We start from the raw sequence: 25,342 nt of genomic DNA, 5'->3' as shown, positions 1-25,342 counted from the left end.
TTAGCCGAATGCCTCGATCCTGGGCAGGTCGGGAGCGCTGCCGCCCCCGGCGATGAGCTGTGCGTAGTATCGCCCGGAAACCTTGATGGTCCGGACGCCGGTCCCGTAGTCGACGTGGACCAGCCCGAACCTGGGCCGGTAGCCCAGCGCCCATTCGAAGTTGTCCATCAGCGACCAGTGGAGGTAGCCGCGCACAACGCACATCCGGGCAGAAGAAGGGCCCGGCCTCGCGAGGAGGCCGGGCCCTCGGCGCGGAAGACGCCCCGGGCGGGGGGTGGGACGCCTTCGGCGGGGAGGCGCCTCAGGGCAGGCGGCGCCTCGATGGGGGGCAGGGACTCAGTGTTGTACGGCCTTCTCCGCGCCGACGCCGGTCAGGGAGCGGACCTCGATCTCGGCGTACTTGGAGGCGTTGAACTCCTTGCTCATGATCGTGCCGAGGTAGCCGCACAGGAAGCCGATCGGGATCGACAGGATGCCGGGGTTGCTCAGCGGGAACCAGGCGAAGTCGGCCGTCTTGAAGAGCGCCGTCTCGCCGCCGGACACCACCGGCGAGAAGATCACCAGCACGAGGGCGGAGACGAGGCCACCGTAGATCGCCGACACGGCGCCCGCCGTGTTGAACCGCTTCCAGAACAGGCTGTAGAGGATCGCGGGCAGGTTGCCCGAGGCCGCCACAGCGAACGCCAGCGCCACCAGGAACGCCACGTTCTGACCCTGGGCGAGGATGCCCAGGCCGATCGCGACGGCGCCGATGACCAGCGCGGAGATGCGGGCCACCACGACCTCCTGCCGCTCCGTCGCATTGCCGCGCTTGAAGACGTGCGCGTACAGGTCGTGGGAGAAGCTGGAGGAGGAGGCGAGGGTGAGGCCGGCGACCACGGCCAGGATCGTGGCGAAGGCCACGGCCCCGATGAGCGCCAGCAGGAGCGTGCCGCCGACATCGCCGAAGATGTCCTGGCCGACGGCCTGGGCCAGCAGGGGCGCCGCGGTGTTGCCCGCCTTGTCGCCCGCCACGATGGCGTCCTTGCCGACCAGGGCCGCCGCGCCGAAGCCGAGGACGAGGGTCAGCAGGTAGAACGTGCCGATGATGCCGATGCCCCACAGAACCGACTTGCGGGCGTCCTTGGCGGTGGGGACGGTGTAGAAGCGGATGAGGATGTGCGGCAGGCCCGCCGTGCCGAGCACCAGCGCCAGACCCAAGCTGATGAGGTCGATCTTGCCGGCCAGGCCCTGGGCGTCAGTTCCGTACTTCAGCCCGGGGATGAGGAAGTTGCCGGGGTTGGCCTTCGGGCCGCTGGTGGTGGCGGCCTGGCCGAGCAGCGCCGACAGGTTGAAGCCGAACTTGCCCAGCACCAGCGCTGTCACCAGCGCGGCACCGCCCATCAGCAGCACGGCCTTGACGATCTGGACCCAGGTGGTGCCCTTCATACCGCCGAACACCACGTAGACGATCATCAGCGCGCCCACGCCGACGATCGTCCACGCCTTGCCCGCCGGGCTGGTGATGCCGAGCAGCAGGCCGACCAGCGCGCCCGCGCCGACCATCTGCGCCAGCAGGTAGAAGATGCTCACCACGATCGTGGACACGCCGGCGGCCGTGCGGACCGGCCGCGGGCTCATCCTGAACGCCAGCACGTCGGCCATGGTGAACTTGCCGGAGTTCCGCATCAGCTCGGCCACCAGCAGCAGCGCCACGAGCCACGCGACGAGGAACCCGATCGAGTACAGGAACCCGTCATAGCCGGACAAGGCGATGATGCCCGCGATCCCCAGGAAGGAGGCCGCGGACATGTAGTCGCCGCCGATGGCCAGGCCGTTCTGCACGCCGGTGAACGACCGTCCGCCCGCGTAGTAGTCGGCGGCCGTCTTCGTCTGACGGCTCGCCCAGAAGGTGATCCCCAGGGTCGCGGCGACGAAGGTGAGGAAGAGGATCATTCCCAGGGTTGTCGACTCCACTAGAGCTTCTCCTCAACCTCGTGGCGCAGCTTGTCGGCGATCGGGTCCAGCTTCTTCTCGGCGTGCCTGGCGTACGCCCACGCGATCCAGAACGTGGACACGAACTGCAGCAGGCCGAAGACGAGCCCGACGTTGATCTCCCCGAGCAGCTTGATCCCCATGAAGTCGCGCGCCCACCCGGACAGCACGACGTACAGCAGGTACCACGCGAGGAACGCCACGGTCATGGGGAACGTCCAGGCGCGGAATCGTTTCTTCAGCTCTTGGAACTCAGTGCTCTCCTGGACTTGTTCATATACGGACGCGTCATGTTCTCTTGTTGTCACGGGACCTCCACTGTGATGCGGATCACGCCCAAGGTAAGAGCGCAACCTACCCGTCGTGGAGATCCGTAGCTGGGTTGTTCGCTGAGCCGACGGCGTGCGGCGATTAGATGGGGCTGGCTTGCGGTGAAAGGTCCTTTCAGCGCGATGAGCGGTCGGCCATCCCTTTCACCCCATTACGGCCTCTACCGTGGCGCCTCCAGGGAGAGGGCGAACAGGTGGAGCTGCGGGCGGGTGAGCGTGGGGAGGGTGAGCGAGCGCAGTTCCTTGGCCGGGTCCAGGGCCGCCTGGGTCTCGAACAGGCCGACGCGTAGCGCGTTCGTGCCGTTCTGGCCGTGGCGGTGGGTGCAGCGCAGCACCTCGGTCGTCCCGGCGCCGGCCTGGCCGCCCCAGTCGGGCAGGATGAACGGCACCTGGGCGGTGGAGCCGTCGACGTACGTGGCGGTCAGCGCGGCGCTGACGCTGCCGGAGGTGCCGGCCCCGAGCAGGCGCACCTTGGCGTACGTGCCGGCCGGCACGTCGATGGTCTGCCCCTGCCCGGTGACGTTGTTCTCGACCCCGTCGCCGTAGGCGGGGAAGACGAAGCTCAGCCCTTCGTGCGTGAGCGGCCCGGCCGGCGGCAGTTCCTCGGCCGGGTAGGTGTAGCCGGACCCGTCCACGTTGCCGTCGGTCATGACCTCGTGCGTGGAGACGCCGTCGTTGTCGAAGTGCGCCGACAGGTCCACCGGTGTGGTGGCCCCGGGCGGCGGGACCGGCGGCAGGCCCCACGGCTCACCGGGCTCGGCGATCGTCACGGGGGCGACGACGAGGCCGGGCCGCCGGCCGCTGTAGAGCAGGACCTCGTGTCCCCGGCCCAGGGTGATCTCGACCAGGCCCTCGCCCAGGTCCTTGACCTGAGCCGGCCGGCCGTCGTCGAGCATGGCGGCAAGCGGGCCGTCGATCCCATGCTTGATCCTCAGCGGCTCCCCTGCCAGGCTCCTGACGCGAACGAAGTCCGTCCGTCCCGACTTCCTGACCGCCGAGACGAGGAACGCGCCCTCGGTCCTGAAGTCGTGCAGCACGACGTCCTGCCAGGCCGCGGGCACGGCGGGAAAGATCCGCACGATCCCGCCCCAGCTCTGGCAGAGCATGTCGTGGATCGACTGGGCCGCCGACAGCGGCGTCTCGATGACCGGCCCGCCCTCGGCGTAGTGGGTGTTGGCCCGGCACGGGTAACGGGCGGCCGGATCGAAGAACCTCTCGAGATAGGACAGGGCGGTGTCGCCCCGGCCCATCATCGCGTAGAGCGAGGCCGCGCCGGTGAAGCTGTAGCCGCGGTGCGCGCTGGTCAGCGACTGCCAATGCACGACGGACTTCTCGATGAGCGCCCGGTTCTCCGGCTGGTTCCAGTTGACCAGGTAGAGCGGGTAGATCATGAGGAGGTGGGAGTAGTGGCGGTGCGACTGCGCGTACGGCGTGTTCGCGCCGATCATGAACCCGTTGCCGTCCACCGGGTAGCCGGCGAGCTTGTCCAGGACCTCCTGCCACTTCGGCTTGAGCGGGTCGTCGATGCCCAGGCGCGCCGCGGACTCCAGCAACGTCCCGCACCCCCACCTGATCAGCGCCAGGTCGTAGTTGGTGTCCTGGGACGGCGTGACGGGGTATTCAGGTGACAGCGTGCTGGGCAGATGCAGCTTGCCGTCCGCGCCAGGGGTCAGGAAGTGCAGGTAATAGTTGATCGCCCGGCGCAGCAGCGGGAAGACCGTGTCGCGCAGCACCTGGTCGTCCATGGTGTGCCGGTAGGACAACCACGCGTTGTGCAGGGCCCAGGTGAGGTCGCCGACCTCCGCCCCCGAGCCTGGTGTGCCGACGCCGCGGTTGGCGAACATGTCGGAGCTGCGGCCCACGCCTGCCGAGTCGGCGCGGTAGGCCGCCGGCACGTTCTCCACGAGTTGCTGCCGGTTGAGGTCGAGCGTGCTGGTGAGCGAGTCGAGCTCCAGGTGGTTGGAGCCGTTGATGAGCCAGTATTCGAGCTGCACGTTGAGGTTCCACCAGACCGCCGGCCACGGGGTGGGCTCCAGCCAGGGGCCGGTGGTGGCCATGACGGGGCCGCCCGCCCTGCTGGCCGAGGCGACCTTGTAGAGCTGGATCCAGTAGAAGCTCTGCAGCCGCTGATCGGGCAGGGAGATGAAGCTCTTGGCGTAGAAGTGGTGCCACCAGTCCCGGTGCCGCTTCCGTAAGATCCCGTACGGCGCGGCGTTCCGGATCTTGCCGCGCGCGGTCTCATGAGCGTCGGCGGACGGGAAGCTGTGGGCCACGGCCACCAGGAGCGTCCCGTCCTTGACGCGGTAGGCGGTGGCGGTCTGCCCGCCGCCGGCGAGCGGCTGGATGACCTGCTCGACGCCGTCGGTGGTGGTGGTGCTCCATGGAGGGTTCGGGGTGTAGCCGCTCGGCGGCGCCTCAGTGGCCGCGCGGGGGCTCATGGCCTCCTCCGGGTGGAAAACCCAGCGCACCTGCTCCTCACCACTCGCCTCGGCCTTGGCGACGAGGACCTCGTCATGGACGAACGCGGAAAAGGCCAGCGTGCCCTTGTCGGTCGTGATGGTGCCGGTGACCTCGGCGTCCCACAGGCTGAGCCGCCAGTCAACGGCGGTGATCGTGCCGGCGGGGTCGAGGGTGACGTGGCCGACGGGCAGGCGGCAGGTGCCCCAGCCGCTGCCGAACTGGGGCCGGTGGTCCTGGACGCGACCGTGCTGGACGGTAAAGCGGATCTTGTTCTGGCCCGGCTCCTGGTAGATCATGCTGCCCAGCAGCCCGTCCCCGAGGAACGGGCCCTCGTGCCAGGCCTTGGGCAGCTTGCCCCAGAGCAGGTCCTGAGACTTCATGAACTCCGGCCAGGGCACGCGTTCCTGCAGGCGCCACGCGGCCGCTTCAGCGTGCGCGGGCGCGGCGGTGGTGATGGGGACGAGGGCGAGCCCCAAGCCGCCGATGACGGCTCGCCGACTCGGATCTTCGATGGGGGGTGTCATTCAGGACGCTCCACGATAGATCGGATCTTTCGCCTGTATGACACATGAATTCACCGCCGTCAAGGGATCTTGTGCTCGCCCATCAACCTTAAGGAAACCTTCCTTTCTACTTGAACTGGGAAGACAGCGTCGGCAACGCCTTTTGGTCAACAACTCAGGCTTTCCCGAGCGAGCCAAATCATCGGATGCATCTGGACATCGCGCTCTGGCGCCGGTACAACACACGCATGCCGTTACAGCGCACGATGGCCATCGCCGCCATCACGATCCTGCTGGGCACCAGCCCGGCCCACGCCGCCGAGTGGCGGCAGGTGAGCTTCACCTACAACCTGCAGAAACCCTGGAACCTCAACCTGAGCCAGCGTTACGCGTACGACCCGGCCACGGACACCCACCGCATGTGGGTCTACTCGACCGACGAGCCCATGTCACAGGGCTCGGACACCGACCCCCGCACGGAGATGCGCTGGTTGCAGGAGTACACGACCGGCCGCCACATGTGGGAGGCAGATGTGTACGTGCCCGCGAGCACCGACGGCGCCACCATCATGCAGATCCTGCGGGTCAAGCGCCCGTCCGGCACGCCGGCCACAGATTTCATGGTCAACGCCTACAACCAGAACGGCGGCACCATAAGGATCTACAACGGGACCGTCCTCAAGACCGGCGCCTACAACTCCTGGTGGAACCTGAGGGTCGCGCACGACGCCACCGCCGGGAAGATCGACGTCTACGTCGACGACCGGCACGTGGCCACCGTCTCCGACCGCGGCCCGGCGACCCGCCACTTCAAGAACGGCGTCTACCACCACGGCTCCGGCCGGGCCGAGTCCCGTTTCCGTGACCTCCGCTACTGGGTCAGCCCTTGACCGCCCCCGCCGTCAGCCCTTCGACGATGTAGCGGCGGATGGCGGCGAACATCACGAGCGTGGGCACGACGGACACCACGGTGGCGGCCGCCATGGAACCCCAGTCGATGTCGTACTGCGTGATGAAGGAGTTCATGGCCACCGGGATCGTCTTGGCATCCTCACTGTCGATGAACGTGATCGCCAGGAACAACTCGTTCCAGCACTGCACGAACGCAAAAATGAACGTCGCCGCGATGCCCGGCAACATGACCGGGATCACCACCCGCACCATGGCCACGAGCCGCGACGCCCCGTCCACCTGCGCGGCTTCTTCCAGCGCGACCGGCACCCGCTCGTAGAAGCCGCGCATGATGATCGTGGCGAACGGCACCAGCATGGCGACGTACACGAGCATGAGCCCGGCGAGCCGGTTGAGCAGATCGAGGTCGGACATCAGCAGGTAGAGCGGGCCGAGCGCGATGAACAGCGGGATCATCTGGGTGACCAGGAACGCCAGCATCAGCGCTCCTCGCCCGGGGAAGGCGAAGCGGGCCAGGGTGTAGCCGCCGAGCACGCCGACGGCCGTCACCGCCCCGGCCGCGACGAGGGCGACCAGGAGGCTGTTGAGCAGGTACGTGCCGAAGTCGGCGAAGGAGAACAGCTCCGCGTAGTGCTCGAACGTCACCGTGCCCGGCCAGTACTTGAGCGGCACCGAGAAGATCTCGGGCTTGGGCTTGAGCGAGGTGACGACGATCCAGTAGAGGGGGAAAAGGGTGATCAGCAGCCAGGCGGCCAGCACGACCACCTTGGCGACCGTCGTGACACGTCTCATCGAGCCTTCTCGAATCTCGTGGCGTTGAGGTAGAAGACGCTGAAGGACAGCAGCAGGCCGAGGACCAGCAGGCCGACCGCGCCGGCCCGGCCGTAGTCACCGCCGATGACCTGCTGGATGAGGAAGGTGGTGATGATGTCGGTGCTGCCGGCGGGGCCGCCGCCGGTCATCGAGTAGATGAGATCCGGAAAATTCAGGATCCAGATGATCCGCAGCAACACGATCAGCGCCAGCGTGGGCCGGATGTGCGGCAGCGTCACGTGCCAGAACTGGCGCAGCCGCGAGGACCCGTCCACGGCCGCCGCCTCGTACAGCTCCTTCGGGACCGACTGCAGCGCCGCCATGATCATGATGGCGAAGAACGTCACGCCGTACCAGACGTTGGCCACGATCACCGACGTCATCGCCCACCCCGGCGTGGCCAGGAAGCCGATGCGCTGGTCGATGATCCCCGTCTTGAGCAGCAGGTCGTTGATCACGCCGAACTGCCCGTTGAACATCCACCGCCACAACAACCCGATGAGGAACCCCGACATGGCCCACGGGAAGAACACCCACGCCTGGTAGAGGCCGCGTCCCCGGAAGTGCCGCCGCAGCAGCAGCGCCAGCCCGAACCCGAGGAAGAACTGGAAGAACAGCGACACGACCACCCACGTGCCGGTGTTGCGCAACGCCGTCCAGAACCGGTCCTCACCCAGCACGGCACGGAAGTTCTCCAGGCCGACGAAGGGCGTCGAGGTGAGGTCGAACAGGTTGTACCGCTGGAAGGCCATCACCGCCCCGCGGATGACCGGGTAGTACGTGAACAACGCCACGAACACCACACCCGGTAGCAGGCACAGCGCGATGAACCTGGCCCTCCGGACGTTGAAGGTCCTCACGACACCTTCTTGGCCTGGTCAATCCAGAAGGCATCCCACGACTTGAGCACGTCGGCGACCGTCTTCTTGCCGGTCAGCAGGGCCTGGACGTCGCGGTCTGAGTCGACGCCGAACTGGCTCCAGCCCGGGTAGTCAACCGGCCTGATGGTGGTCACCTGCTTGGGGTCCTGCTGCGCCTGCAGGTACGCCTTCCACGCGCCCTGCGAGAACTGCGGGTCGTTCTGCGCCTGCTTGGAGATCGGGATGAGCGAGTTGCCCTTGGCGAAGGCGATGCTCTGCTTGGTCTCCGACAGGAACTGCACGAGCTTGACCGCCTCCTTCGGGTGCTTGGTGAAGGAGGTGGCGCCCCAGCCGGCGTAGCCGACGGGCTGGAAGGCGTACCCCGTGGGGCCCTTGGGGATGGGGGTGGTGGACCAGGCGGTGACGCCGCTGTCCTCGACCGTCTTGATCACTTCCGGGTCCTGGATGAGCATGCCGGTGACGCCCGAGGTGAAGCCCTGGACCATCTCGGGGTAGCCCCAGGACACCGAGTCGGGCGGCGACGCCTCCTTGAAGATCTTGACGAAGAGGTCCATGGCCTGGGCGGCCTCGGGCGTGGAGAAGATCGTCCGCTTGTCCTTCAGATAGAAGGACTTCTCGGGGTTCAGTGCCTCGCCGTTGTACGCGCTGATCATCATCACCGCGTAGTCCGCGCCGCCCTTGCCGCCCCTGAAGGAGTAGCCGTAACGGTCGCCCGAGGTCATCTTCTTGCCGGCCTCGTAGAGCTCCTGCCAGGTCGTCGGGGGCTGGGCCATGCCGAAGTCCGTACGGTAGAACAGCGTGCGCTGGTAGAAGCCGTACGGGATCAGGTACGCCTTGCCGCCGACCTCGACGGCCTTCTTCTGGGCCAGCTCGGTCAGGTCCGACCAGCCGGCCCACTCCGTGGTGGGCAGCTCGGCCAGCCAGCCGTTGTTGGAGAAGGACTTGGCCGTGTGGTCGCGTACTTCCAGCACGTCCAGGTCCTTCTTGGTCTGCAGGATCTGGGTGATCTTCTGGTCGGCGCTGTCGAGTGGCGGCGAGACGAGCTCGACCGTGACGCCCGGGTTGGCCTTCTCGAAGTCGGCGATCAAGGACTTGATGAGCTTCGTACGTTCGGGGCTGGTCAAACTCTCGATCATGCGGAGCCGTACCTCTCCCGAGGACGACGAGCCGGAGCCGGAGCCGCAGCCGGCGAGCACCAGCGTGGCGGCGACCGCGGCCGCCAGGAGGGGCTTTGTCATGGGGAGCCTCCCGCGTGTTTCTGACAGCGCCGGTTTGGACAGCGCTGTCAGTCACGCTAGGCGACCGACGCCTTCCAGCGCTAGACCGAGATCCTTGATCAAAGTGTCCGCCGGCTCCAGGCCGACCGAGAGGCGGACGAGGCCGACCGGGATGCCCATGGTGGCCCGAACGCTCTCCTCGGTGGACAGGGCGGGTGCGTTCACCAGACTCTCGAACCCACCCCAGGACACGCCGATCCTGAAATGTCGCAATTTATCGAGAAAGATCGCGACCTCTTCCCGCGATTCGGTCGCCAGCTCGATGCTGAACAAGCTGGAGAACCCCGACATCTGCCGCAGGGCGACGGCATGCCCCGGATGTGACGGCAACCCCGGATGGTTGACCACCCGCACGGCCGGATGATCGGCCAGGAACCCCGCCACCGCCAGCCCTCGCTCCTGGTGCGCCGCCATCCGCACGGGCAGCGTGCGCAACCCCTTGATCACCTTGGCCGCGTCGTGCGGTGACATCGCGGCCCCGTACAGCTGGTATTCCGTCAGCGCCAGCGGCCGGATCAGCCGCGAGGAACCCACGACCACGCCGCCCACGAGGTCGCTGTGGCCGCCGATGTACTTCGACAACGAGTGCACGACCAGGTCGACGCCCATCGTCAGCGGCTTCTGGAAGATGGGCGTGGACCAGGTGTTGTCCATCACGGTCACCAGCCCGCGCTCGCGCGCCCACCCGGTCACCTCGGCGATGTCGACGACCGCGTAGGCCATGTAGGAGGGGGACTCGAAGTAGAGTAGGCGCGTGTCCGCCCTGATAGCGCTGTCACCCTCCGCGAGGTCGCCGACGTGCGTATGCGTGACGCCGAATTTCTCCAGGTAACGCAGGAACTGCGTGGTCGGCCCGTACACGGCGCCCAGCACCAGCACGTGGTCGCCGGCCGACACGAGCGACGAGATCGTCGCCGAGATGGCGCCCATCCCGGAGCCGAAACACTTGGCCCGCTCTCCCCGCTCCAGCGCGGCCAGCTTACGCTGAGCGAGATCAACCGTCGGGTTGGTCCCCCTCCAGTAGACGTACCGCTCATCCTCGTTCCTGACCGCCTCGCCCAGTTCCTGGGCGGTCGCGAACGTGAACAGCGAGTTCTCGAACACCGGCGGGTTGACCGCGCCCAGCACCCAAGGCTCGTCCTCACCCAACCGGCCACAGATCCATTCGTCATCATCCATGGGGGCAGCGTATGACAGCCGACACTCGCAAGCCGACCATGGCGGACGTGGCCCGGCATGCGGGCGTGAGCCTCAAGACCGTCTCCCGGGTCGTCAACCAGGAGCCCCACGTCCGGGACTCGCTGCAGCAGCGAGTGCAGGCGGCCATCAGCGCGCTCGGCTACCGCCGCAACGAGGCCGCCGCCCGCCTGGCCAGGGGCGCGACCATGCTGACGCTGGGCCTGGTGATGGAGAACATCTCCAACGAGTTCTACTCGCGCCTGGCCGCCGCCGTGGAGGCGGCCGCGGCCGAGCACGAAGCGCTGGTCGTGTTCGGCTCGTACGAGGAGAGCCCGGACAAGGAACGCATGCTCATCGAGTCCATGTCCGCACGGGGCGTGGACTCTCTGATCATGGTCCCCTCGGCGGCCGACCACGCGTGGCTGGCCGAGCACGCCAGCCTGCGCATGGTCTTCGTGGACCGCGTGCCGCGAGGGCTGGAGGCGGCGGACGTGGTGGTGCTCGATGACGTACGGGGCGGCCGCGCCGCCACCGAGCACCTGCTGGCCCGTGGTCACCGGCGCATCGCGCTGATCTCCGACGACGACGGGCTGAGCTCGGTGCACGACCGGGCCACCGGCTACCGTACGGCGCTCCGCGCGACCGGGGTGGGGGCCGACGAGGCGCTGGTGGTGCGAGGGGTGTTCGAGCCGTGGCGGGTCTCACACGAGGTGACCAGGCTCCTGGACCTGGAGGATCCGCCGACGGCGTTCTTCGCCACCAACAACCGGGCCGCGATCGGGATCCTGCAGGCGCTGCGGGAGAGGCCGGAGCGGCCGGCGTACGTGGGGTTCGACGACTTCGCGCTGGCGGACGTGTTCAACCCGGGGGTGACGGTCGTGCGCTATGACGTGGCCCGCCTGGCCCGCAGCGCGGTGGACCTCCTGCTGAACCCCTCGCCGGCGCCACGCCGGGTGAAGGTGCCGGTGGAGCTGGTTGCCAGGGGCTCGGGCGAGCTCCCCCCGCCCTGATCTCCGTGGCCGGGTGATGTCCCGATACGCCGCCATAACCCTCCTCAGCCTCGCTAGGCTCCATCCCGTGCCGCGTACCACCGCCGAACTCACCGCCCTCCTCGACCACCGCCCCGAGCTGGCCGCCGCCCCCTCGCAGGAAGTGCTCGAACGCCTCCTGGCCAGGCCCGATCTGGCGGTCCCCGTGCTGCTCGACCTGGACGCCGACTGCCACACCGTCAGCCAGGCCGTGCAGGCGGCCGGCGGCGAGACCACCCGCGCCGAGCTGGCCGCGACGCTGCGCGACCCGCACGGGCGGCTCGACGATGCGCTCGGCACACTGGCCGCCCACGGCCTGATCGCGCTCGACGGCGACACGGTACGCTCGCCGCACCACCCCGGCCTCTGGGCTCACCCGTTCGGGCTGGGCAGGCCGTTGCGCGAGTTCACGAAGAAGATCACTGCCGAGGCACTGAAGGCCATGGTCAAGGCGCTCGGCGGCCAGCCCCTGGGCCGCAAGGCCGACTTGGTGACGCAGGCCGAGGAGCTGCTGCGCAACGGCGCGTCCGTACGGGCCACGGCCGCCCGCTTCCCCCGTCAGGCTGCTGAGCTGCTCAAGACCATGACAGTCGGCCCGCCGGTCCTGGAGCAGCTCTACTACGGGTCATCGGAGCATCCCGTGCAACGCCTGGTCAAGGCCGGATTCGTGATACGCGACGGCTGGAACTACGAAATGCCCCAAGAGGTGGCGCTGGCCCTGCGCGGCGACGGCTGGCAACCGGCGCTGACCGGTCAGCCCGGCGTGCCGGCCGGGCCGCGTACCGACGCCGACGGTGTGTCCGCCGCGCTGGCGGCGATCGACCGCGTCGAGGCCCTCGTGGAGCTGGCCGCCACGACCCCGATCGCGGAGCTGAAGTCCGGCGGCGTGGGTGTCCGCGAGCTCAAGCGTGTCTCCAAGGCGCTCGGCGTGCCCGAGCAGGAGGCGGTCCTGTGGCTCGACGTCGCGTACGGCGCCGACCTGCTCGCCTCGGAGTCGGACGAGCAGCTGGTCAGCACCACGCTGGTGGACGACTGGCTGGCGCGCTCCCCGGACGCCAGGTGGCGGGCGCTGACCGACGCCTGGCACGGGCTGCCGCAGGCCGCGACGTACCGGGTCGTGGGGTGTTGTGCGGACCACATGGAGCCGATGTCGCCACCTTACGAGTTCGAGTGCGGGGCGGGCCGGATTCGGCGCGCGGTCCTGGACGTGCTCCGCACCCTGTCCCCCGGGCTGGGCACGGACGCTGCAGGGCTGCGTGCGGCGGTGGGCTGGCGCACGCGGGCTTTGGTGGACTCGGCGCACGCGGCCGACGAGTTCGTGGCCGCAGCACTCCGCGAGGGCGAACTGCTGGGCATCATGGCCGACGGGGCCCTGACCCAGCTGGGCCGCGCCCTGCTGGCCGAGCAGGGGTCAGGCAGGAAAGAGGCGGACGAGGCCGGACCGGACGGTGGTGGCGTCGGCGGCCTGGGCCGCTTGTTCCCCATCCCATCAGCCACCGCGACCCTGCAGAACGACCTGACCGCGATCGTCTCCGGCCTCCCCACCCCGGACCTGGCCGCCTTCCTGAACGCCTGCGCCGACCTGGAGTCGCGCGACCGAGCCAGCGTGTGGCGCTTCTCGGAGAAGACCATACGGGGAGCGTTGGACTCGGGCACGGACGCCGACACCCTGCTCGCCGACCTCGCACGTTTCTCCGCCAAAACGGTCCCCCAGCCGCTGCGCTACCTCGTCACCGACACGGCACGCAAGCACGGCACGATCAAGGTCGCCGGCACGCCGTCCGTGATCATCGCGAGCGACCCCGCCGTCATCGCGGAGCTATGCGGCGCCAGGGCGCTCCGCAAGCTGGGCCTGCGCCAGATCGCCCCCACGGTGGCCCTCGGCGGCCTGCCACCCGACGAGACCCTGCGGCTGCTCCGCCAGTCCGGACACGCGCCGGTCGCCGTGTCCGCGGACGGGACGATCAAAGCGGAGTCCGCCCGTCGCCGCCGCCTCCCGGTGGAAGCCCTCGGCCAACGAAACGACGCCGCCGCCGCCGCGGCCGCGATCCTCCAGGGCGGCAAGTCGAGCACGGCCGGCGAGGCGCTGGCCTTGGCCGCCGTCACCGGCGAAGTGATCGTCATCGTGTGGCAGCGCCGCGAGCACTACATGGAGGACCTCACCATCACCGGCAACGTGGTGACCGGCTACTGCCACGACTGCGACGCCGACCACACTCTCGAGCGCACCGAGGTCAAAAAGGCGTATCTGCTCTAGGAGTGAGCAGACGCTGCCTTCCGCAGCCCACGCTCAGCCCAGCAGGCCGAGATACTGGGCGAGACGGCCCTGGACTTGGGTGAGCAAATCCTCGTCCAGAGTGCCGGTCCGATCCTCCAACGCCGTCTTCAGGAGGGGCTGAACGGCGGGGATCCGGATCCAGCACTTCTTGATGACTCCGCCCTGCCCCTAGCAAGCTGAACGTCGAATCGAGTGCGCCGCGACGTCGAGCCGGAGATCGGGCAGGCGAGTACGAACGGCCATGTGGGATCGCCGTTGGAGTCACCACCCGTGACGACGACCACCGGGCGACGCTCATCGTGGATAACGCGCTCTTCCTCTGGGATGAGGCGTACTGCCTTGTCGCTGACGAGGTACACGCCACCAGCCACATAGGGACCCGGCACTATTCCTCCAGAAGGTGCCGGGTCGCGTCGTCCCGGTGCTCGGCGAGCTGGCGGCTCTCCACGACCAAGTCATCGACGCCGCCAGGCTCGTCCTGGGGCAGGGGATTGCGCTTGGCCCAGGCGCGCAAACGCGCCAGGCCGGAGCCGAGGTCGGGGAGCGGCGGTCCACCGGCCAAATCAAGCCGCACCTCACGTTGGTTCTGCTTGATCGCCTCCTGCATGGGAGCCGTCTGATAGGTGAGATCACGTAGCTGGCCGGCCGACCATCGCCCGTACTCAGCGAGAACACCGTCCACGATCTCGGCGAACTCAGAATCGATAACAATCTGTGGCGCGTCGATCAAGTGGACCGTGCATTCGCGATATCCGGCGAAAGGATCGGCGCTCTCCTCGACCTCGATGACACCCGCTTCGGACAAGTCCCGTTCGACTTCTGAGAGGCGGAGACTGTGCGGACCGTAGTGACGCCAACGCCATTCGACGCCGGATCCCGGCGGGAGCCCCTTATCGACGGCGCGAAGATCGGCAAGGTAGAGAAGCTTGGCGAGCTTGGTGTGGTTGACGCGCATGCCGCTGGCGCGAGCAGTTGCCAGCAGGTAGGCAACGGCTGCGGCGGGGCCGCGGAGAGGCGCAGAGACCGACACAATGTCCAGTGTAGAGACCGGATGAGCCACAATAAGCGCCCCCAACCACCTCAGCTATCGAACGCATATTCTATGCTAACTCTCTGATACTCAGAGGCTACCCTGAGTTGCAGCCGAGATCCGCCTGAATGCCGAACTCCCCACGCCCCCTCTATGACGAACGCGGGCGCCAGTCGCCGCGGTCGAGGTCGAGGTCCTCGGGGGTGTGCAGCCTGACCATGGTTCTGGCCACGCCGGGCGGCACCCGGTGCGGGGTCAGGAACGACACCGCCACCATCACCACGAACGCGATCGGCACCGTCCACGCGGCGGGCTGAGCCAGCAGCGCGGCCGTGAAGCCGCTCGGGGCCCCCGTGATCGTGGCCAGCACCGCGGCGCAGGCCAGCCCGCCGCCCACGAACAGTCCGGCCAGCGCCCCCGTGGTGGTGAGCCGTCGCCACCAGATGCCCAGGACGAGCAGCGGGCAGAACGACGAGGCGGCCACCGCGAACGCCAGCCCCACCACGTCCGCCACCGGCAGCGCCCGCGCCCACAGCGCCAGGCCCAGGGGCACCGCCACCGCCATGAGCGTGGCGATCCTGAACGAGCGCACGCTGCCCTTGAGCAGGTCTTGCGCGATCACTCCCGCCACGGACACCGTCAGTCCTGACGACGTGGACAGGAACGCGGCGAACGCCCCGGCGGTGACCAGGGCGGTCAGCAGGTCGCCCAGCGTTCCGCCGATCATCTGGGCGGGCAGCGTCAGCACGACCGTGTCCGTGCGTGCCAGGTTGGGCGTGTAGAGGCGGCCGAGCCAGCCGTACACCGCCGGGAGCAGGTAGAAGGCGCCGAGCAGCGAGAGCACCACCAGCGTCGTACGGCGGGCGGCCCGCCCGTCGGGATTGGTGTAGAAGCGCACGAGCACGTGCGGCAACCCCATGGTGCCCAGGAACGTGGCCAGGATCAGCGAGTACGTCGAGTACAGCCCGTACTCCTTGGCCCCGGCCAGCGGCACCTGCCAAGTGGCCGCGTCCGCCGCGCTGACGCCGGGCGCGCCGTCCGCCTTCCAGGCCATCAGCAGGAACACCAGCGGCACGGCCAGCGCCGTCAGCTTGAGCCAGTACTGAAATGCCTGCACGAACGTGATCGACCGCATGCCGCCCGACAACACGTTCACCGCCACGACGACGGCCACCAGCAGCCCGCCGACCCAGACGGGCGCGCCGGTGATCGTCCGCAGCACCAGCCCGGCGCTCTGGAACTGCGGCATCAGGTAGAGCCAGCCGATCAGCACGACGAGCACGCTGGCCGTGCGGCGCACGGTCATCGATTCGAGCCTGGCCTCGGCGAAGTCGGGCAGCGTGTACGCCCCGGAACGGCGCAGCGGCGCCGACACCAGCACCAGCAGCACCAGGTAGCCGCCGGTCCAGCCGACGGGCAACCACAACATGTCCACGCCGAAGGACAGGATGAGCCCGGCGATGCCGAGGAAGGAGGCCGCCGACAGGTACTCGCCGCCGATGGCCGAGGCGTTCCAGAGCGGGCTGACGGTGCGGGAGGCGACGTAGAAGTCGGAGGTGGTGCGGGAGACCCTGATGCCGAACGCCCCGATGAGCACAGCTGCCACGACCACGACGAGGACCGCCGTCAGGCTCATGCGATCGGCTCCGCCGGCCGTACGCGCCGAAGGGTGACGATTCGTCCGCTCATCGGCGCTCGACCAGTTCGGCGAAGTGGCGTTCGTTGCGCTCGGCCTGGCGGACGTACCACCAGGCGCCGATGACGAAGGCGGGGTAGATGAGGCCGGCGAGCACCGCCCACGGGAGCGGCACGCCGAGCAGGTGCACCTCGCGCAGCTCCGGGATGAGCAGGAACAGCAGTGGCAGGCCGCCGATCACGCAGGCCAGCAACGTGCAGACGAACAACGCCAGCCGGAACTGGGTGCGCAGCAGGGAGCGCATGTAGACCTCGCCGAGCCGGGTCTGCTCGTCGATCTCGCGGGTGGCGGGGAAACGGGGGCGGCGGGCGGCGGCGGTGCGCGGACTCGTCACGGCCACCCGGCGCGGCGTCTCACGCATGATGCGGCGCGCCGGACGCGGTTCTGGGCTCATTCCTGCCTGCCCTTCCTGGCCCGGCGGACCAGCAGGTCGCGCAGCTCGCGCGTGTGCCTGCGGCTGACCGGGATCTCCGTGTCGCCCACGCGCACGGTGCACTTGCCGTCATCGATGTGCAGCTCCTCGATGTACTTGACGGCGACCAGGTGGCTGCGGTGCACCCGGACGAACCCGGCCGAGGCCCAGCGTTCCTCCAGCGTGGCCAGGGGGATGCGGACCAGGTGGCTGCCGGTCGCGGTGTACAGCCGCGCGTAGTCGCCGTGCGCCTCCACGTACATCACGTCGGCGCTGGACACGAACCGCGTCACCCCGCCCAGCTCGACCGGGATCGTGTCGGTCTCGCCAACTTCCACGGGCACGTCGGCCGACACGGCGACCCGCCGGATCGCCTCGGCCAGCCGCTCCGGGCGTACCGGCTTGAGCAGGTAGTCCTCGGCCTTGATCTCGAACGCGTCCACGGCGTGCTCCTCGTACGCCGTCACGAACACCACCCGGGGCGGGTTGGCGAACTGCGACAGCAGCCGTCCGAGCACCACCCCGTCGAGGCCGCGCATCCTGATGTCGAGGAACACCGCGTCGATGGGCCGGCCGTCGGCGATGGCCCGGTCGAGCAGGCGCAGCGCCGCGGCGCCGTCCCTGGCGGTGGCCACCTCACCGATGCGGGGGTCGGCGCGGAGCAGGTACGACAGGTCTTCGAGCGCGGGGAGCTCGTCATCGACCGCGAGGACCCGGAGTTGTGCCATAGATAGTGATAAAACCGACAACAAAGATCGAGGTCAACGGGCAGAGACGCCCGGGTGATATTTCGGCAATCTTATGTTGACTTTAGTACCCGCGCCGGCACCGGTTTCGACGACCAGGCCATACTCGTCGCCGTACACCTGGCGCAGCCGCTCGTCCACGTTGGCAAGCCCGACGCCGCCCGGCGAGGCGATGTCACCGGCGAGGATGCGGCGCAATCGCTCGGGGTCCATGCCGAGCCCGTCGTCCTCGACGCTGATGCGGCACTCGGCTCCGGCGTCCTCGGCAACGATCGTGATGCGCCCGACGCCGTTGCGGCTCTCCAGTCCATGTCTGACGGCGTTCTCGACCAGCGGCTGCAGGCACAGGAACGGCACCGCGACCGGCAGCACCTCGGGCGCGATGCGCAGCGTGACCTGCAACTGGTCGCCGAACCTGGCCCGCTCGAGTATCAGGTAACGGTCGATCGAGCGCAGCTCCTCGGCCAGCGTGGTGAACTCGCCGTGCCTGCGGAAGGAGTAGCGGGTGAAGTCGGCGAACTCCAGCAGCAGCTCCCTGGCCCGCTCAGGGTCGGTGCGCACGAACGAGGCGATCGTGGTGAGCGAGTTGTAAATGAAGTGCGGCGAGATCTGCGCCCGCAGCGCCCGCACCTCGGCCTCCATGAGCAACGTGCGCGAGCGGTCGAGCTCGGCCAGCTCCAGCTGCGAATCCACCCATCCGGCCACCTCCTGGGCGGCCCTGACCAGCCCGGCCGAGGCGTTCTGCCCGTAGGCGGCCAGCGCGCCGACGACCCGGTCGTCGGTGGTGAGCGGCACCACGACGGCGTGCCTGATCGGGCATTCGAGCAGGTCGCAGTCGATGGTCAGGACCTGCGTGCGGCCGTCCTTCAAGGTGGCCGCCGCGTGCTCGAACGCCTGGTCGGCGTGGTGGTCGCCGGCGCCGTCGTAGACGAGCAGCCGCTCGCCGTCGGTGATCGCCAGCGCGGCCGAGCCCAGCAGGGCACGCAGGTGCCGCGAGGCGCGCTCGGCACCGTCGGCGGTGAGCCCGGCCCGCAGCGGCGGCCCGGCCAGCGAGGCGGTGTGCAGGGTCTCGAACGTGGCCCGCTCGGCCGGGCTCGTGCCCAGCTCCCGGCGGCCCCGCATGACCCGCCACAACACGATCGCGGGCACGCCGACGAGGACCGCGACCACGGCGACCCCGACCAGGTATTCCACGGGGTCAGAGCCTAACTCAGCGTGTCCATTGGTTCGCTCCGCTCAGAGGGCCTTGGCGATGACGTCCCGGTACGACTCGGCCTCCTCGGCTGAGTCGTACTTCGTCCGCGGCCAGAAGAATCCGCGCAGCCCGTCCTTCTGGTTGCGCGGCACGACGTGGACGTGCAGGTGCGCCACGCTCTGGCTGACGCGGTTGTTCATGGCCACGAACGTGCCGCCCGCCTCGAGCCCCGCCTCCACCGCCCTGGCCATGGCCTGGACCCGTTCGAAGAACGGGCCGACGTCGGCGAGGTCGGCCAGCGTCTCCACGTGGACCCTGGGCACGACGAGCACGTGTCCCTTGAAGACCGGCCGGGCGTCGAGGAACGAGACCGCCACCTCGTCGGAGCTCACCACGTAGGCGGACCGCTCCCCGGCGATGATCTCGCAGAACAGGTCGTTGCTCACCGTTTGACCTTATCGGCGAAGGCCGTCCAGCTCGTCATGTTGGGCCCGGACCATTCCTCGGGCGCGTGCAGGAACCGCTCACCCACGCGCTCGCGCAGCCGCGCGGGCACCTCGGGCACCTTGGCGCCCCGGCAGTGGTAGACCAGCCCGCCGCCGCGCTGCCCCATCGCCATCCAGGGCAGCCACGGCGACACCCGGCACCAGGAGAACACGCACGGCACGTCGGCCACGCCCGACTCCAGATCCCGCGCGGCGGCGAAGAACTGGAACAACTCCAGCGCCCGGTACGTGTCGGACGCCGAGTTCTCCGGGTAGTCGGCGACCTTGAGCGGCGAAGGGTAGGCCAGTCGCACGTCGATGTTGTAGACCACCTGGGCGCCCAGCCGCGTCACCGGCACCGGGTAGGCGCCGAGCCGCTGGTTGACCGGGTCGTTGAAGACATGGAGCACCTCGACCGCCCGCCCCGTGAACGGGTTGTCCCACGTGTCGAGCACCTCCCGCGTCTGCGGGTCGAGGTAAAGGGCGGCCTCCCTGGTCAGCAGCTGCCAGCCACCGTCGGACTCGACCGCCCTGGCCACGTTGATCCCTTCGAACCCGAACAGGTGGTGCGGGCCGTCGTCGTTCTGCCAGCCGTACACGTCGCCGGTCCAGTACGAGATCGTCTCCGCCCCGTCAGCGGAGGCGCGTACCCGAATGAAGTCCATGATCCGCAGGTTACTTCACGCTCACCGCGAAGATCGCCTCGCCGGACTGCCGCCTGCTGTCCTCGGTCGTCGGCGTCCGCTCCTGGCCGCAACGCCAGCAGTTGAACAACCTGATCTGGGTCGTGCCCGGCCGCTTGGGGTTGAAGACGAAGTAGGTCGTGCCGCCGGAGCCGGGCCCGCCGCCCTCGCTCTCGTGCTCCTCGCTGATGAACGAGGCCACCTTCGTGTCCGGCACCGCCACCAGCGACCAGTCGTCGCCTACCGACGGGTTGTCGGCCACGGCCAGCGAGAACCGCTGGCCGGGCCGCACCTCGACGTGCACGGTCGTCCCCTTGGCGCCCTTGACCACCATGCCGTAGTCGCTCACCGCCGTCCCGCCGCCGCATCCCGCGACGGCCAGCAGGGCGAGCCAGGCGGCCGCTCGAAGCCTCATTCCGGCAGGTTATCGGCCTCCAACGGGTCCTGGGGCATCGCGTGGAGCTCCCGCCCTACTTGCCCTTGCGGCGCCTCATGATGCGGCGCACCACGAAGGCGGCCACGGCGCCGGCGGCGGCGATGAGCAGCACGGGCCGCTTCTTCGCCCCTTCGGCGGCGTCAGCGGCCGTGGTCTTGACGGTCTCGGCTGCATCCGCCGCCGTGGTCTTCACGGTCTCGGCTGCATCCGCCGCCTTGGTCTTCACGGTCTCGGCCGCGTCGGCCGCCTTGTCCTTGGCGGTCTCGGCAGCGCTGCTCGCCCTGCCTTTCAGGTCGGCCTTGCCGGCCAGCGCGCCGACCGTGTCGCCCAGTTCCTGCCGCGTTTCCTTGATGTCTTTACGCACGTCGCCCTCTTCCTCCTCGTCGGGGTCCCCGTGCGTCCGCTGTAGCGACTCCTCCTCGGTACGCAGGCTTTCCGTTGCCTCGGATCGTTCGTCGCGGATGGGGGTTTCCGGAATGAATGTCTCGTGTTCCTCGCGGGCGGCCTCCGCCCGCTGCGCGTTCTCCGCCGCGCCGGGCCTCGTCGGAGGCACGTTGATCGACTCACGCTCGGTCGGCGTGCCCACTCTCGCTCTGCGGGCGCCGACGTCGCCTGCGTGATGCTCGCTGTCGTATCCGGGGTCGGTCTCGCTCATCGCCGTACCCTCCCCTTGACCATGTCGATATCGGCCTTGACGCTCGCGACGGTCTCTTCTGGGACCAGCGGCGCGGCTCGTTTCACCTGGTTCTTACCGGTCAGGCCGAGCACGGCGGCGACGACGAACAACGCTCCCGCCACGATCGCCGCAGCCGCCCACCCGGGCATGATCAGAGCGAGGAGCAAGACGACGGCCGCCACCAGTGTGCCGCCGCCGAGGAACGCGACCGTGCCGGCCGCGCCGAACAGGCCCGCGCCGAAGCCCGCGTGCTTGCCTTTCTCCGCGAGTTCCATCTTGGCCAGGCGGAACTCGTCCTTGACGAGCCTGGAGACCTGCTCGGAGAGATCGTTGACCAGCTTGTGGGTGTCGTTCACGACGCTCGCCTCCTCCGCTGAGGAAAGCGACTACCCAAGCGAATGGCCTTCTATCACGCGCTACTTCCGCTTGGCGCCCCTGAGCAGGAAGCCCACAACCGAAAGAACGGGGTCCTTCGGCACATCGCACCAGTTGTCCGGCTGCCGCGGCTTGCTCCACGGGGACGGGAGCTCGCACGGCGGCACCTGCGGCTTCGGCCGTTCACACCACGATCCGGGAGGTTTCATACCTTCATGCTAACTCCCGGACCTCTCGCAGAGGAGGTGGATCAGCGGGGCCACACCTCGATAGGGGTCTGACCTGCCCGCCCGGTCCTCGGCCGCCAGCAGGTCGTCGAGGGTGTCGGGGATCGGGGCGTCGTCCGGTACGGCGTCACTGAGGGCGCGCACGCCGTACCACTGCAACCTCTCCAGTCCCTGTACGGCGAGCCGCCCGGTGAGCTCCTTCAGCCGGTCGGCCCTGGCCGCGACGCCGAGCCGGTTGACGTACCGCGTGTCGTCGAAGGCCCGCCGCGCCTCCGGCCAGTCACCCATCAGCGCGGGTCGCAGGGCCAGGGCGTCGCCGTTGCGGACGAGCAGCGAGAGCAGGCCGCCAGGGGCGAGCACCCGGGCGATGGCGGCGATGAGCGGGTCGGGGTCGTCGAAGTACATCAGCACGCCGTGGCACAGGACCGCGTCGAAGCTCGCCGGCTCGAACAGCTCCCCCAGGCGCTCGGCCTTGGCCTGGACGGTCCGGATCCGCATGCCCGGCTCGATCCGGGATTCAAGGAGGTCCAGCAGCTCGCGGGAGGCGTCGAGGGCGGTCACCTGATCGCCTCTGGCGGCCAGCCTGAGTGCTTGCGTGCCCTGGCCACAGCCGACGTCCAGGACACGTCGCGGGGGCGGCGGGAGATGCTCGGCCAACTGCCTGGTGACGAGCTCTTGTCTGACCGCGTCACGCAGCGTCCCCAGCCGCGCCCGCCACTTGCCCTCCGCCCCCGAGAACCCCATGTGAGGATTGTAGCCGGGCCCGATCTTCGGTGGTCGGAGGTAACCTGCCGTGGTGCTGGTACACGGGGTTTGGGCGGCCGACGGGCTGGCCTTCTGGGCAGAGACCGCCGACGCACCGCCTCCGGGCCGCGCGCGCCGGTACGACGGGCCGCGGCCGCATCCGTTCGCGGCGCCCGCGTCCAGTGTCGCGGCCGTGCTCGGGCTCGACGACGTGCCGGAACGGACGCTGGAGCTGTTGCTTCCCGGTTCGGCCAGGGAGCCGTTGCCGTCGCCGGAGACCGGCCGGCTCTCGGAGGTGGCCCGGCCGCGGCTGCGTCTGTGGCAGGTGACCGCGGTCGTGCCGTCCGCCGCGGCGGCGCTGCGCGTGCTGGCCGGGCACACCGGCACCGCCACCCTGCGTCACTGGGCCGCCGTCGCCGACTTCGCCCGCGACCTGGTACGCCGCGGCCGTATCATCCCCCAGCTCGTGCCACCGGTCGCAGGGCATGTGGACGGCGACATGTGGGCGGTTCCCCAGGCCGATGCGCGGGCCGTGTGGCGGCCTGTGGTGACCGGGGTGGATGCCGGATATTTCCGGGAGCTGGCGCTGGCCATGCCGCCCGTGTGCCGTACCTCCCGCACCGAGCGCCCCTCCGCCGGCGTGCTCCGGGAGGCACTCGAAGCCTTCACCGACGCGCTCGTCCGCCAGACGCTGACCGAGCCTCTCGTCGCCCGCCCCAAGACCCTCCAGGACCGCTGGCTGGCCGCGCTGACCGGCGCGGACCCCACCTGCCCGGACGTGCCCGACCTGCGCAGGGAGCTGGAGAAGTGGCACGACGCGGCGACGGCGGCCGAGGGCGCGGCGCGGGTGTGCTTCCGGCTGCTGGAGCCGGAGGACACCGACGACTGGCGCGTGGAGCTGGCGCTGCAGGCCGCCGACGATCCGAGCCTTTACGTCCCCGCCGCGGAGGTGTGGAGCGGCACGCGGGTGCCCGGCCTGCCGCCGATTCCAGAGCGGGAGCTCCTGACCGGGCTGGGCCGGGCGGTCCGGCTCTACCCTGAGCTGGACCGCGCCCTGCGCGTGCCGGAGCCGAGCGAGCTGGCGCTGGACACGGCGGGGGCGTTCGGGTTCCTGCGGCAGGCGGCGCCGTTGTTGCAGGCGGCCGGGTTCGGGGTGCAGCTGCCCCGCTGGGCCGGGCGCACCAAGCTGGGTCTCAAGCTGACCACCAGGACCAAGGCGCAAACGGCGGCCGTGAGCCAGGGGTTCGGGATGCGGGAGCTGGTCGACTTCCGCATCGACCTGGCGGTGGGTGAGGAGACGATCAGCGAGGCGGAGCTGGCCGAGCTGGCCAGGCTGAAGGTGCCGCTGGTCCGAGTGCGCGGCCAGTGGGTGGAACTGGACGACAGGCAGCTGAAGGCGGCGCTGAGGGCCGTGGAAGGCGAGCGCACGGGCGAGGTGACGGCCGCCGACATCCTCCAGCACGTGGTCAGCGCCGATCTTTGGGGCGACGACGAGCTGCCGCTGCTGGAGATCGACGCCGACGGCGTGCTCGGCGACCTGCTGTCCGGCCGGGCCGAGCGGCGGCTCGAGCCGCTCGCGACTCCGGCCGGCCTGGACGCCATGCTCCGGCCCTACCAGGAGCGCGGCCTGGCGTGGCTCAGCTTCCTGTCGCAGCTGGGCCTCGGCGGGGTGCTGGCGGACGACATGGGGCTGGGCAAGACGATCACCACGCTGGCCCTGCTCGTGCACGAGCGGTCGGACGTGCCGACGCTGCTGGTGTGCCCGATGTCGCTGGTGGGGAACTGGCAGCGGGAGGCGGCCAGATTCGCACCGGGGCTCCGGGTCTACGTGCACCACGGCAGCAGCCGGGACGCCGCCGAGATCGAGCGCGCCGACCTGGTGATCACCACGTACGGCACCGCCCAACGCGACCTGGAGACTCTCAAGCAGCACGAATGGCGCAGGGTCGTGTGTGACGAGGCCCAGGCGATCAAGAACAGCGGCACCCAACAGGCCCAGGCCGTGCGGTCGATCCCGGCGCCGACCAGGCTGGCCCTGACGGGCACCCCGGTGGAGAACCACCTGGCCGAGCTCTGGTCGATCATGGAGTTCGCCAACCCCGGACTGCTGGGGTCGCGGTCGCGGTTCAGGACCCGGTTCCAGGAGCCCATCGAGGCCCGCCAGGACGAGCAGGCCGCCCGGGCTCTCAAGCGGGCGACGGGCCCGTTCATCCTCCGCCGCCTCAAGACCGACAAATCCATCATCTCCGATCTGCCGGAGAAGCTGGAGGTCAAGGAGTGGTGCCCGCTCACGCCCGAGCAGGCCTCGCTCTACCAGGCGGTGGTGGACGACATGCTGGCCAAGATCGACGACAGCGAGGGCATCGAGCGGCGCGGTCTGGTGCTGGCGACCATGGCCAAGCTCAAGCAGGTCTGCAACCATCCGGCCCACCTGCTCAAGGACGGCTCCCGGCTGGCGGGGCGGTCGGGCAAGCTCGCGCGGCTGGAGCAGCTGGCCGAGGAGATCCTGGCGGAAGGCGAGAAGGCGCTGCTCTTCACCCAATACGCCGAGTTCGGGTCGATGCTGCAGCCGTACCTGGCGCAGCGGCTGGACCGCCCGGTCCTGTGGCTGCACGGCGGCCTGCCGAAGAAGACCCGCGACCGGCTGGTCGAGCGCTTCCAGCAGGACCCCGAGCCGATGTTGTTCGTGTTGTCGCTCAAGGCCGCCGGCGTCGGGCTCAACCTGACGGCCGCCAACCACGTCGTGCACGTGGACCGCTGGTGGAACCCCGCCGTCGAGGACCAGGCCACCGACCGCGCCTTCCGCATCGGGCAACGCAAGAACGTGCAGGTACGCAAGCTGATCTGCGCGGGCACCCTGGAGGAGCGGGTGGACGAGATGATCGAACGAAAGAAGGCCCTGGCCGAGCGGGTGGTCGGCACGGGCGAGGAGTGGCTCACGGACCTGTCCACCGACGAGCTGCGCGAGGTGTTCCGCCTGACCGCGGAGGGGGTGAGCTGATC

The 25,342-nt window shown here is 69.3% G+C and carries 23 protein-coding genes; 4 read left to right on the top strand and 19 right to left on the bottom strand.

From position 1 onward, the window contains the following. From ACTWPT_RS22350 to ACTWPT_RS22335, 4 genes are all read right to left on the bottom strand, one after another. Positions 1–204 (bottom strand): family 1 glycosylhydrolase, encoded by a 204-nt coding sequence (locus ACTWPT_RS22350; RefSeq protein ID WP_443179375.1) that lies wholly within the window; start codon positions 202–204, stop codon positions 1–3. A 132-nt stretch (positions 205–336) separates the two neighbouring features. Next, on the bottom strand, positions 337–1,935 hold the full coding sequence (locus ACTWPT_RS22345; protein WP_443179492.1) for a solute symporter family protein: 1,599 nt from the start codon (positions 1,933–1,935) through the stop codon (positions 337–339). Positions 1,936–1,955: 20 nt separating this feature from the next. Next, entirely contained in the window at positions 1,956–2,282 is a 327-nt protein-coding gene (locus ACTWPT_RS22340) for a DUF485 domain-containing protein (RefSeq protein ID WP_443179374.1), read from the bottom strand. Between the two features lie 182 nt (positions 2,283–2,464). After that, a complete protein-coding gene (locus ACTWPT_RS22335; protein WP_443179373.1) occupies positions 2,465–5,287 on the bottom strand; it encodes a glycosyl hydrolase family 95 catalytic domain-containing protein in 2,823 nt (940 codons plus the stop codon). A 227-nt stretch (positions 5,288–5,514) separates the two neighbouring features. Here ACTWPT_RS22335 and ACTWPT_RS22330 point away from each other — a divergent pair, with 227 nt between their 5' ends. Continuing rightward, positions 5,515–6,156: a hypothetical protein gene (locus ACTWPT_RS22330; RefSeq protein WP_443179372.1), complete on the top strand. Its 642-nt coding sequence runs from the start codon at positions 5,515–5,517 to the stop codon at positions 6,154–6,156. Here the strand turns inward: ACTWPT_RS22330 and ACTWPT_RS22325 are convergent. The 4 genes from ACTWPT_RS22325 to ACTWPT_RS22310 are packed head-to-tail and all read right to left on the bottom strand — an operon-like array spanning position 6,146 to position 10,328. Beyond that, positions 6,146–6,970 carry a carbohydrate ABC transporter permease gene (locus ACTWPT_RS22325; protein ID WP_443179371.1) on the bottom strand — a complete coding sequence of 275 codons (825 nt, stop codon included), beginning with the start codon at positions 6,968–6,970 and terminating at the stop codon, positions 6,146–6,148. The genes ACTWPT_RS22330 and ACTWPT_RS22325 overlap by 11 nt on opposite strands. Next, positions 6,967–7,851, bottom strand: a complete 885-nt coding sequence (locus ACTWPT_RS22320; RefSeq protein WP_443179370.1) for a carbohydrate ABC transporter permease — start codon at positions 7,849–7,851, stop codon at positions 6,967–6,969. The genes ACTWPT_RS22325 and ACTWPT_RS22320 overlap by 4 nt, the downstream gene beginning before the upstream one ends. Beyond that, a complete protein-coding gene (locus tag ACTWPT_RS22315; protein ID WP_443179369.1) occupies positions 7,848–9,110 on the bottom strand; it encodes an ABC transporter substrate-binding protein in 1,263 nt (420 codons plus the stop codon). Before ACTWPT_RS22315 ends, ACTWPT_RS22320 begins: the two co-directional genes overlap by 4 nt. A gap of 51 nt (positions 9,111–9,161) precedes the next feature. Next, the gene (locus tag ACTWPT_RS22310) at positions 9,162–10,328 is read right to left on the bottom strand and encodes a trans-sulfuration enzyme family protein (RefSeq protein ID WP_443179368.1); all 1,167 of its coding nucleotides are present in this window, start codon (positions 10,326–10,328) and stop codon (positions 9,162–9,164) included. 11 nt (positions 10,329–10,339) lie between these two features. Between ACTWPT_RS22310 and ACTWPT_RS22305 the strand changes: the two genes are divergently transcribed. Together ACTWPT_RS22305 and ACTWPT_RS22300 are read left to right on the top strand one after the other, a co-directional pair. Continuing rightward, positions 10,340–11,338, top strand: coding sequence for a LacI family DNA-binding transcriptional regulator (locus ACTWPT_RS22305; RefSeq protein ID WP_443179367.1), 999 nt, complete (start codon positions 10,340–10,342; stop codon positions 11,336–11,338). A 67-nt stretch (positions 11,339–11,405) separates the two neighbouring features. Further along, positions 11,406–13,613: a helicase-associated domain-containing protein gene (locus ACTWPT_RS22300; protein WP_443179366.1), complete on the top strand. Its 2,208-nt coding sequence runs from the start codon at positions 11,406–11,408 to the stop codon at positions 13,611–13,613. Positions 13,614–14,019: 406 nt separating this feature from the next. Here the strand turns inward: ACTWPT_RS22300 and ACTWPT_RS22295 are convergent, their stop codons facing one another. From ACTWPT_RS22295 to ACTWPT_RS22245, 11 genes are all read right to left on the bottom strand, one after another. Beyond that, positions 14,020–14,664: a type II toxin-antitoxin system antitoxin SocA domain-containing protein gene (locus ACTWPT_RS22295; RefSeq protein ID WP_443179365.1), complete on the bottom strand. Its 645-nt coding sequence runs from the start codon at positions 14,662–14,664 to the stop codon at positions 14,020–14,022. Positions 14,665–14,815: 151 nt separating this feature from the next. Further along, positions 14,816–16,300 (bottom strand): sodium/solute symporter, encoded by a 1,485-nt coding sequence (locus ACTWPT_RS22290; RefSeq protein ID WP_443179364.1) that lies wholly within the window; start codon positions 16,298–16,300, stop codon positions 14,816–14,818. Between the two features lie 49 nt (positions 16,301–16,349). Beyond that, complete coding sequence (locus ACTWPT_RS22285; protein WP_443179363.1) at positions 16,350–16,754, bottom strand: hypothetical protein; 405 nt, start codon at positions 16,752–16,754, stop codon at positions 16,350–16,352. Further along, a complete protein-coding gene (locus ACTWPT_RS22280) occupies positions 16,751–17,500 on the bottom strand; it encodes a LytR/AlgR family response regulator transcription factor (protein ID WP_443179362.1) in 750 nt (249 codons plus the stop codon). The genes ACTWPT_RS22285 and ACTWPT_RS22280 overlap by 4 nt, the downstream gene beginning before the upstream one ends. A 33-nt stretch (positions 17,501–17,533) precedes the next feature. Further along, positions 17,534–18,712 carry a histidine kinase gene (locus tag ACTWPT_RS22275; RefSeq protein WP_443179361.1) on the bottom strand — a complete coding sequence of 393 codons (1,179 nt, stop codon included), beginning with the start codon at positions 18,710–18,712 and terminating at the stop codon, positions 17,534–17,536. A gap of 42 nt (positions 18,713–18,754) precedes the next feature. Next, entirely contained in the window at positions 18,755–19,159 is a 405-nt protein-coding gene (locus ACTWPT_RS22270) for an HIT family protein (protein WP_443179360.1), read from the bottom strand. Beyond that, positions 19,156–19,863: a DUF1838 family protein gene (locus tag ACTWPT_RS22265; protein WP_443179359.1), complete on the bottom strand. Its 708-nt coding sequence runs from the start codon at positions 19,861–19,863 to the stop codon at positions 19,156–19,158. The genes ACTWPT_RS22270 and ACTWPT_RS22265 overlap by 4 nt, the downstream gene beginning before the upstream one ends. Positions 19,864–19,873: 10 nt before the next feature. After that, positions 19,874–20,296 carry a protease inhibitor I42 family protein gene (locus ACTWPT_RS22260; RefSeq protein WP_443179358.1) on the bottom strand — a complete coding sequence of 141 codons (423 nt, stop codon included), beginning with the start codon at positions 20,294–20,296 and terminating at the stop codon, positions 19,874–19,876. Between the two features lie 55 nt (positions 20,297–20,351). Beyond that, complete coding sequence (locus tag ACTWPT_RS22255) at positions 20,352–20,972, bottom strand: DUF3618 domain-containing protein (RefSeq protein ID WP_443179357.1); 621 nt, start codon at positions 20,970–20,972, stop codon at positions 20,352–20,354. Further along, complete coding sequence (locus ACTWPT_RS22250; protein WP_443179356.1) at positions 20,969–21,349, bottom strand: phage holin family protein; 381 nt, start codon at positions 21,347–21,349, stop codon at positions 20,969–20,971. The genes ACTWPT_RS22255 and ACTWPT_RS22250 overlap by 4 nt, the downstream gene beginning before the upstream one ends. A gap of 237 nt (positions 21,350–21,586) precedes the next feature. Then, positions 21,587–22,339: a class I SAM-dependent methyltransferase gene (locus tag ACTWPT_RS22245; protein WP_443179355.1), complete on the bottom strand. Its 753-nt coding sequence runs from the start codon at positions 22,337–22,339 to the stop codon at positions 21,587–21,589. A 49-nt stretch (positions 22,340–22,388) separates the two neighbouring features. On the opposite strand from ACTWPT_RS22245, the gene ACTWPT_RS22240 reads away from it, so the two are divergent. Next, positions 22,389–25,340: a DEAD/DEAH box helicase gene (locus ACTWPT_RS22240; RefSeq protein WP_443179354.1), complete on the top strand. Its 2,952-nt coding sequence runs from the start codon at positions 22,389–22,391 to the stop codon at positions 25,338–25,340. The last annotated feature ends 2 nt before the right edge of the window (positions 25,341–25,342 follow it).

The organism is Nonomuraea sp. 3N208, from assembly GCF_052245935.1.
In the GTDB taxonomy this organism is placed as follows: domain Bacteria; phylum Actinomycetota; class Actinomycetes; order Streptosporangiales; family Streptosporangiaceae; genus Nonomuraea.
Note: the sequence above shows the minus strand (reverse complement) of the source record. Positions and strands in the feature narration are given on the sequence as shown.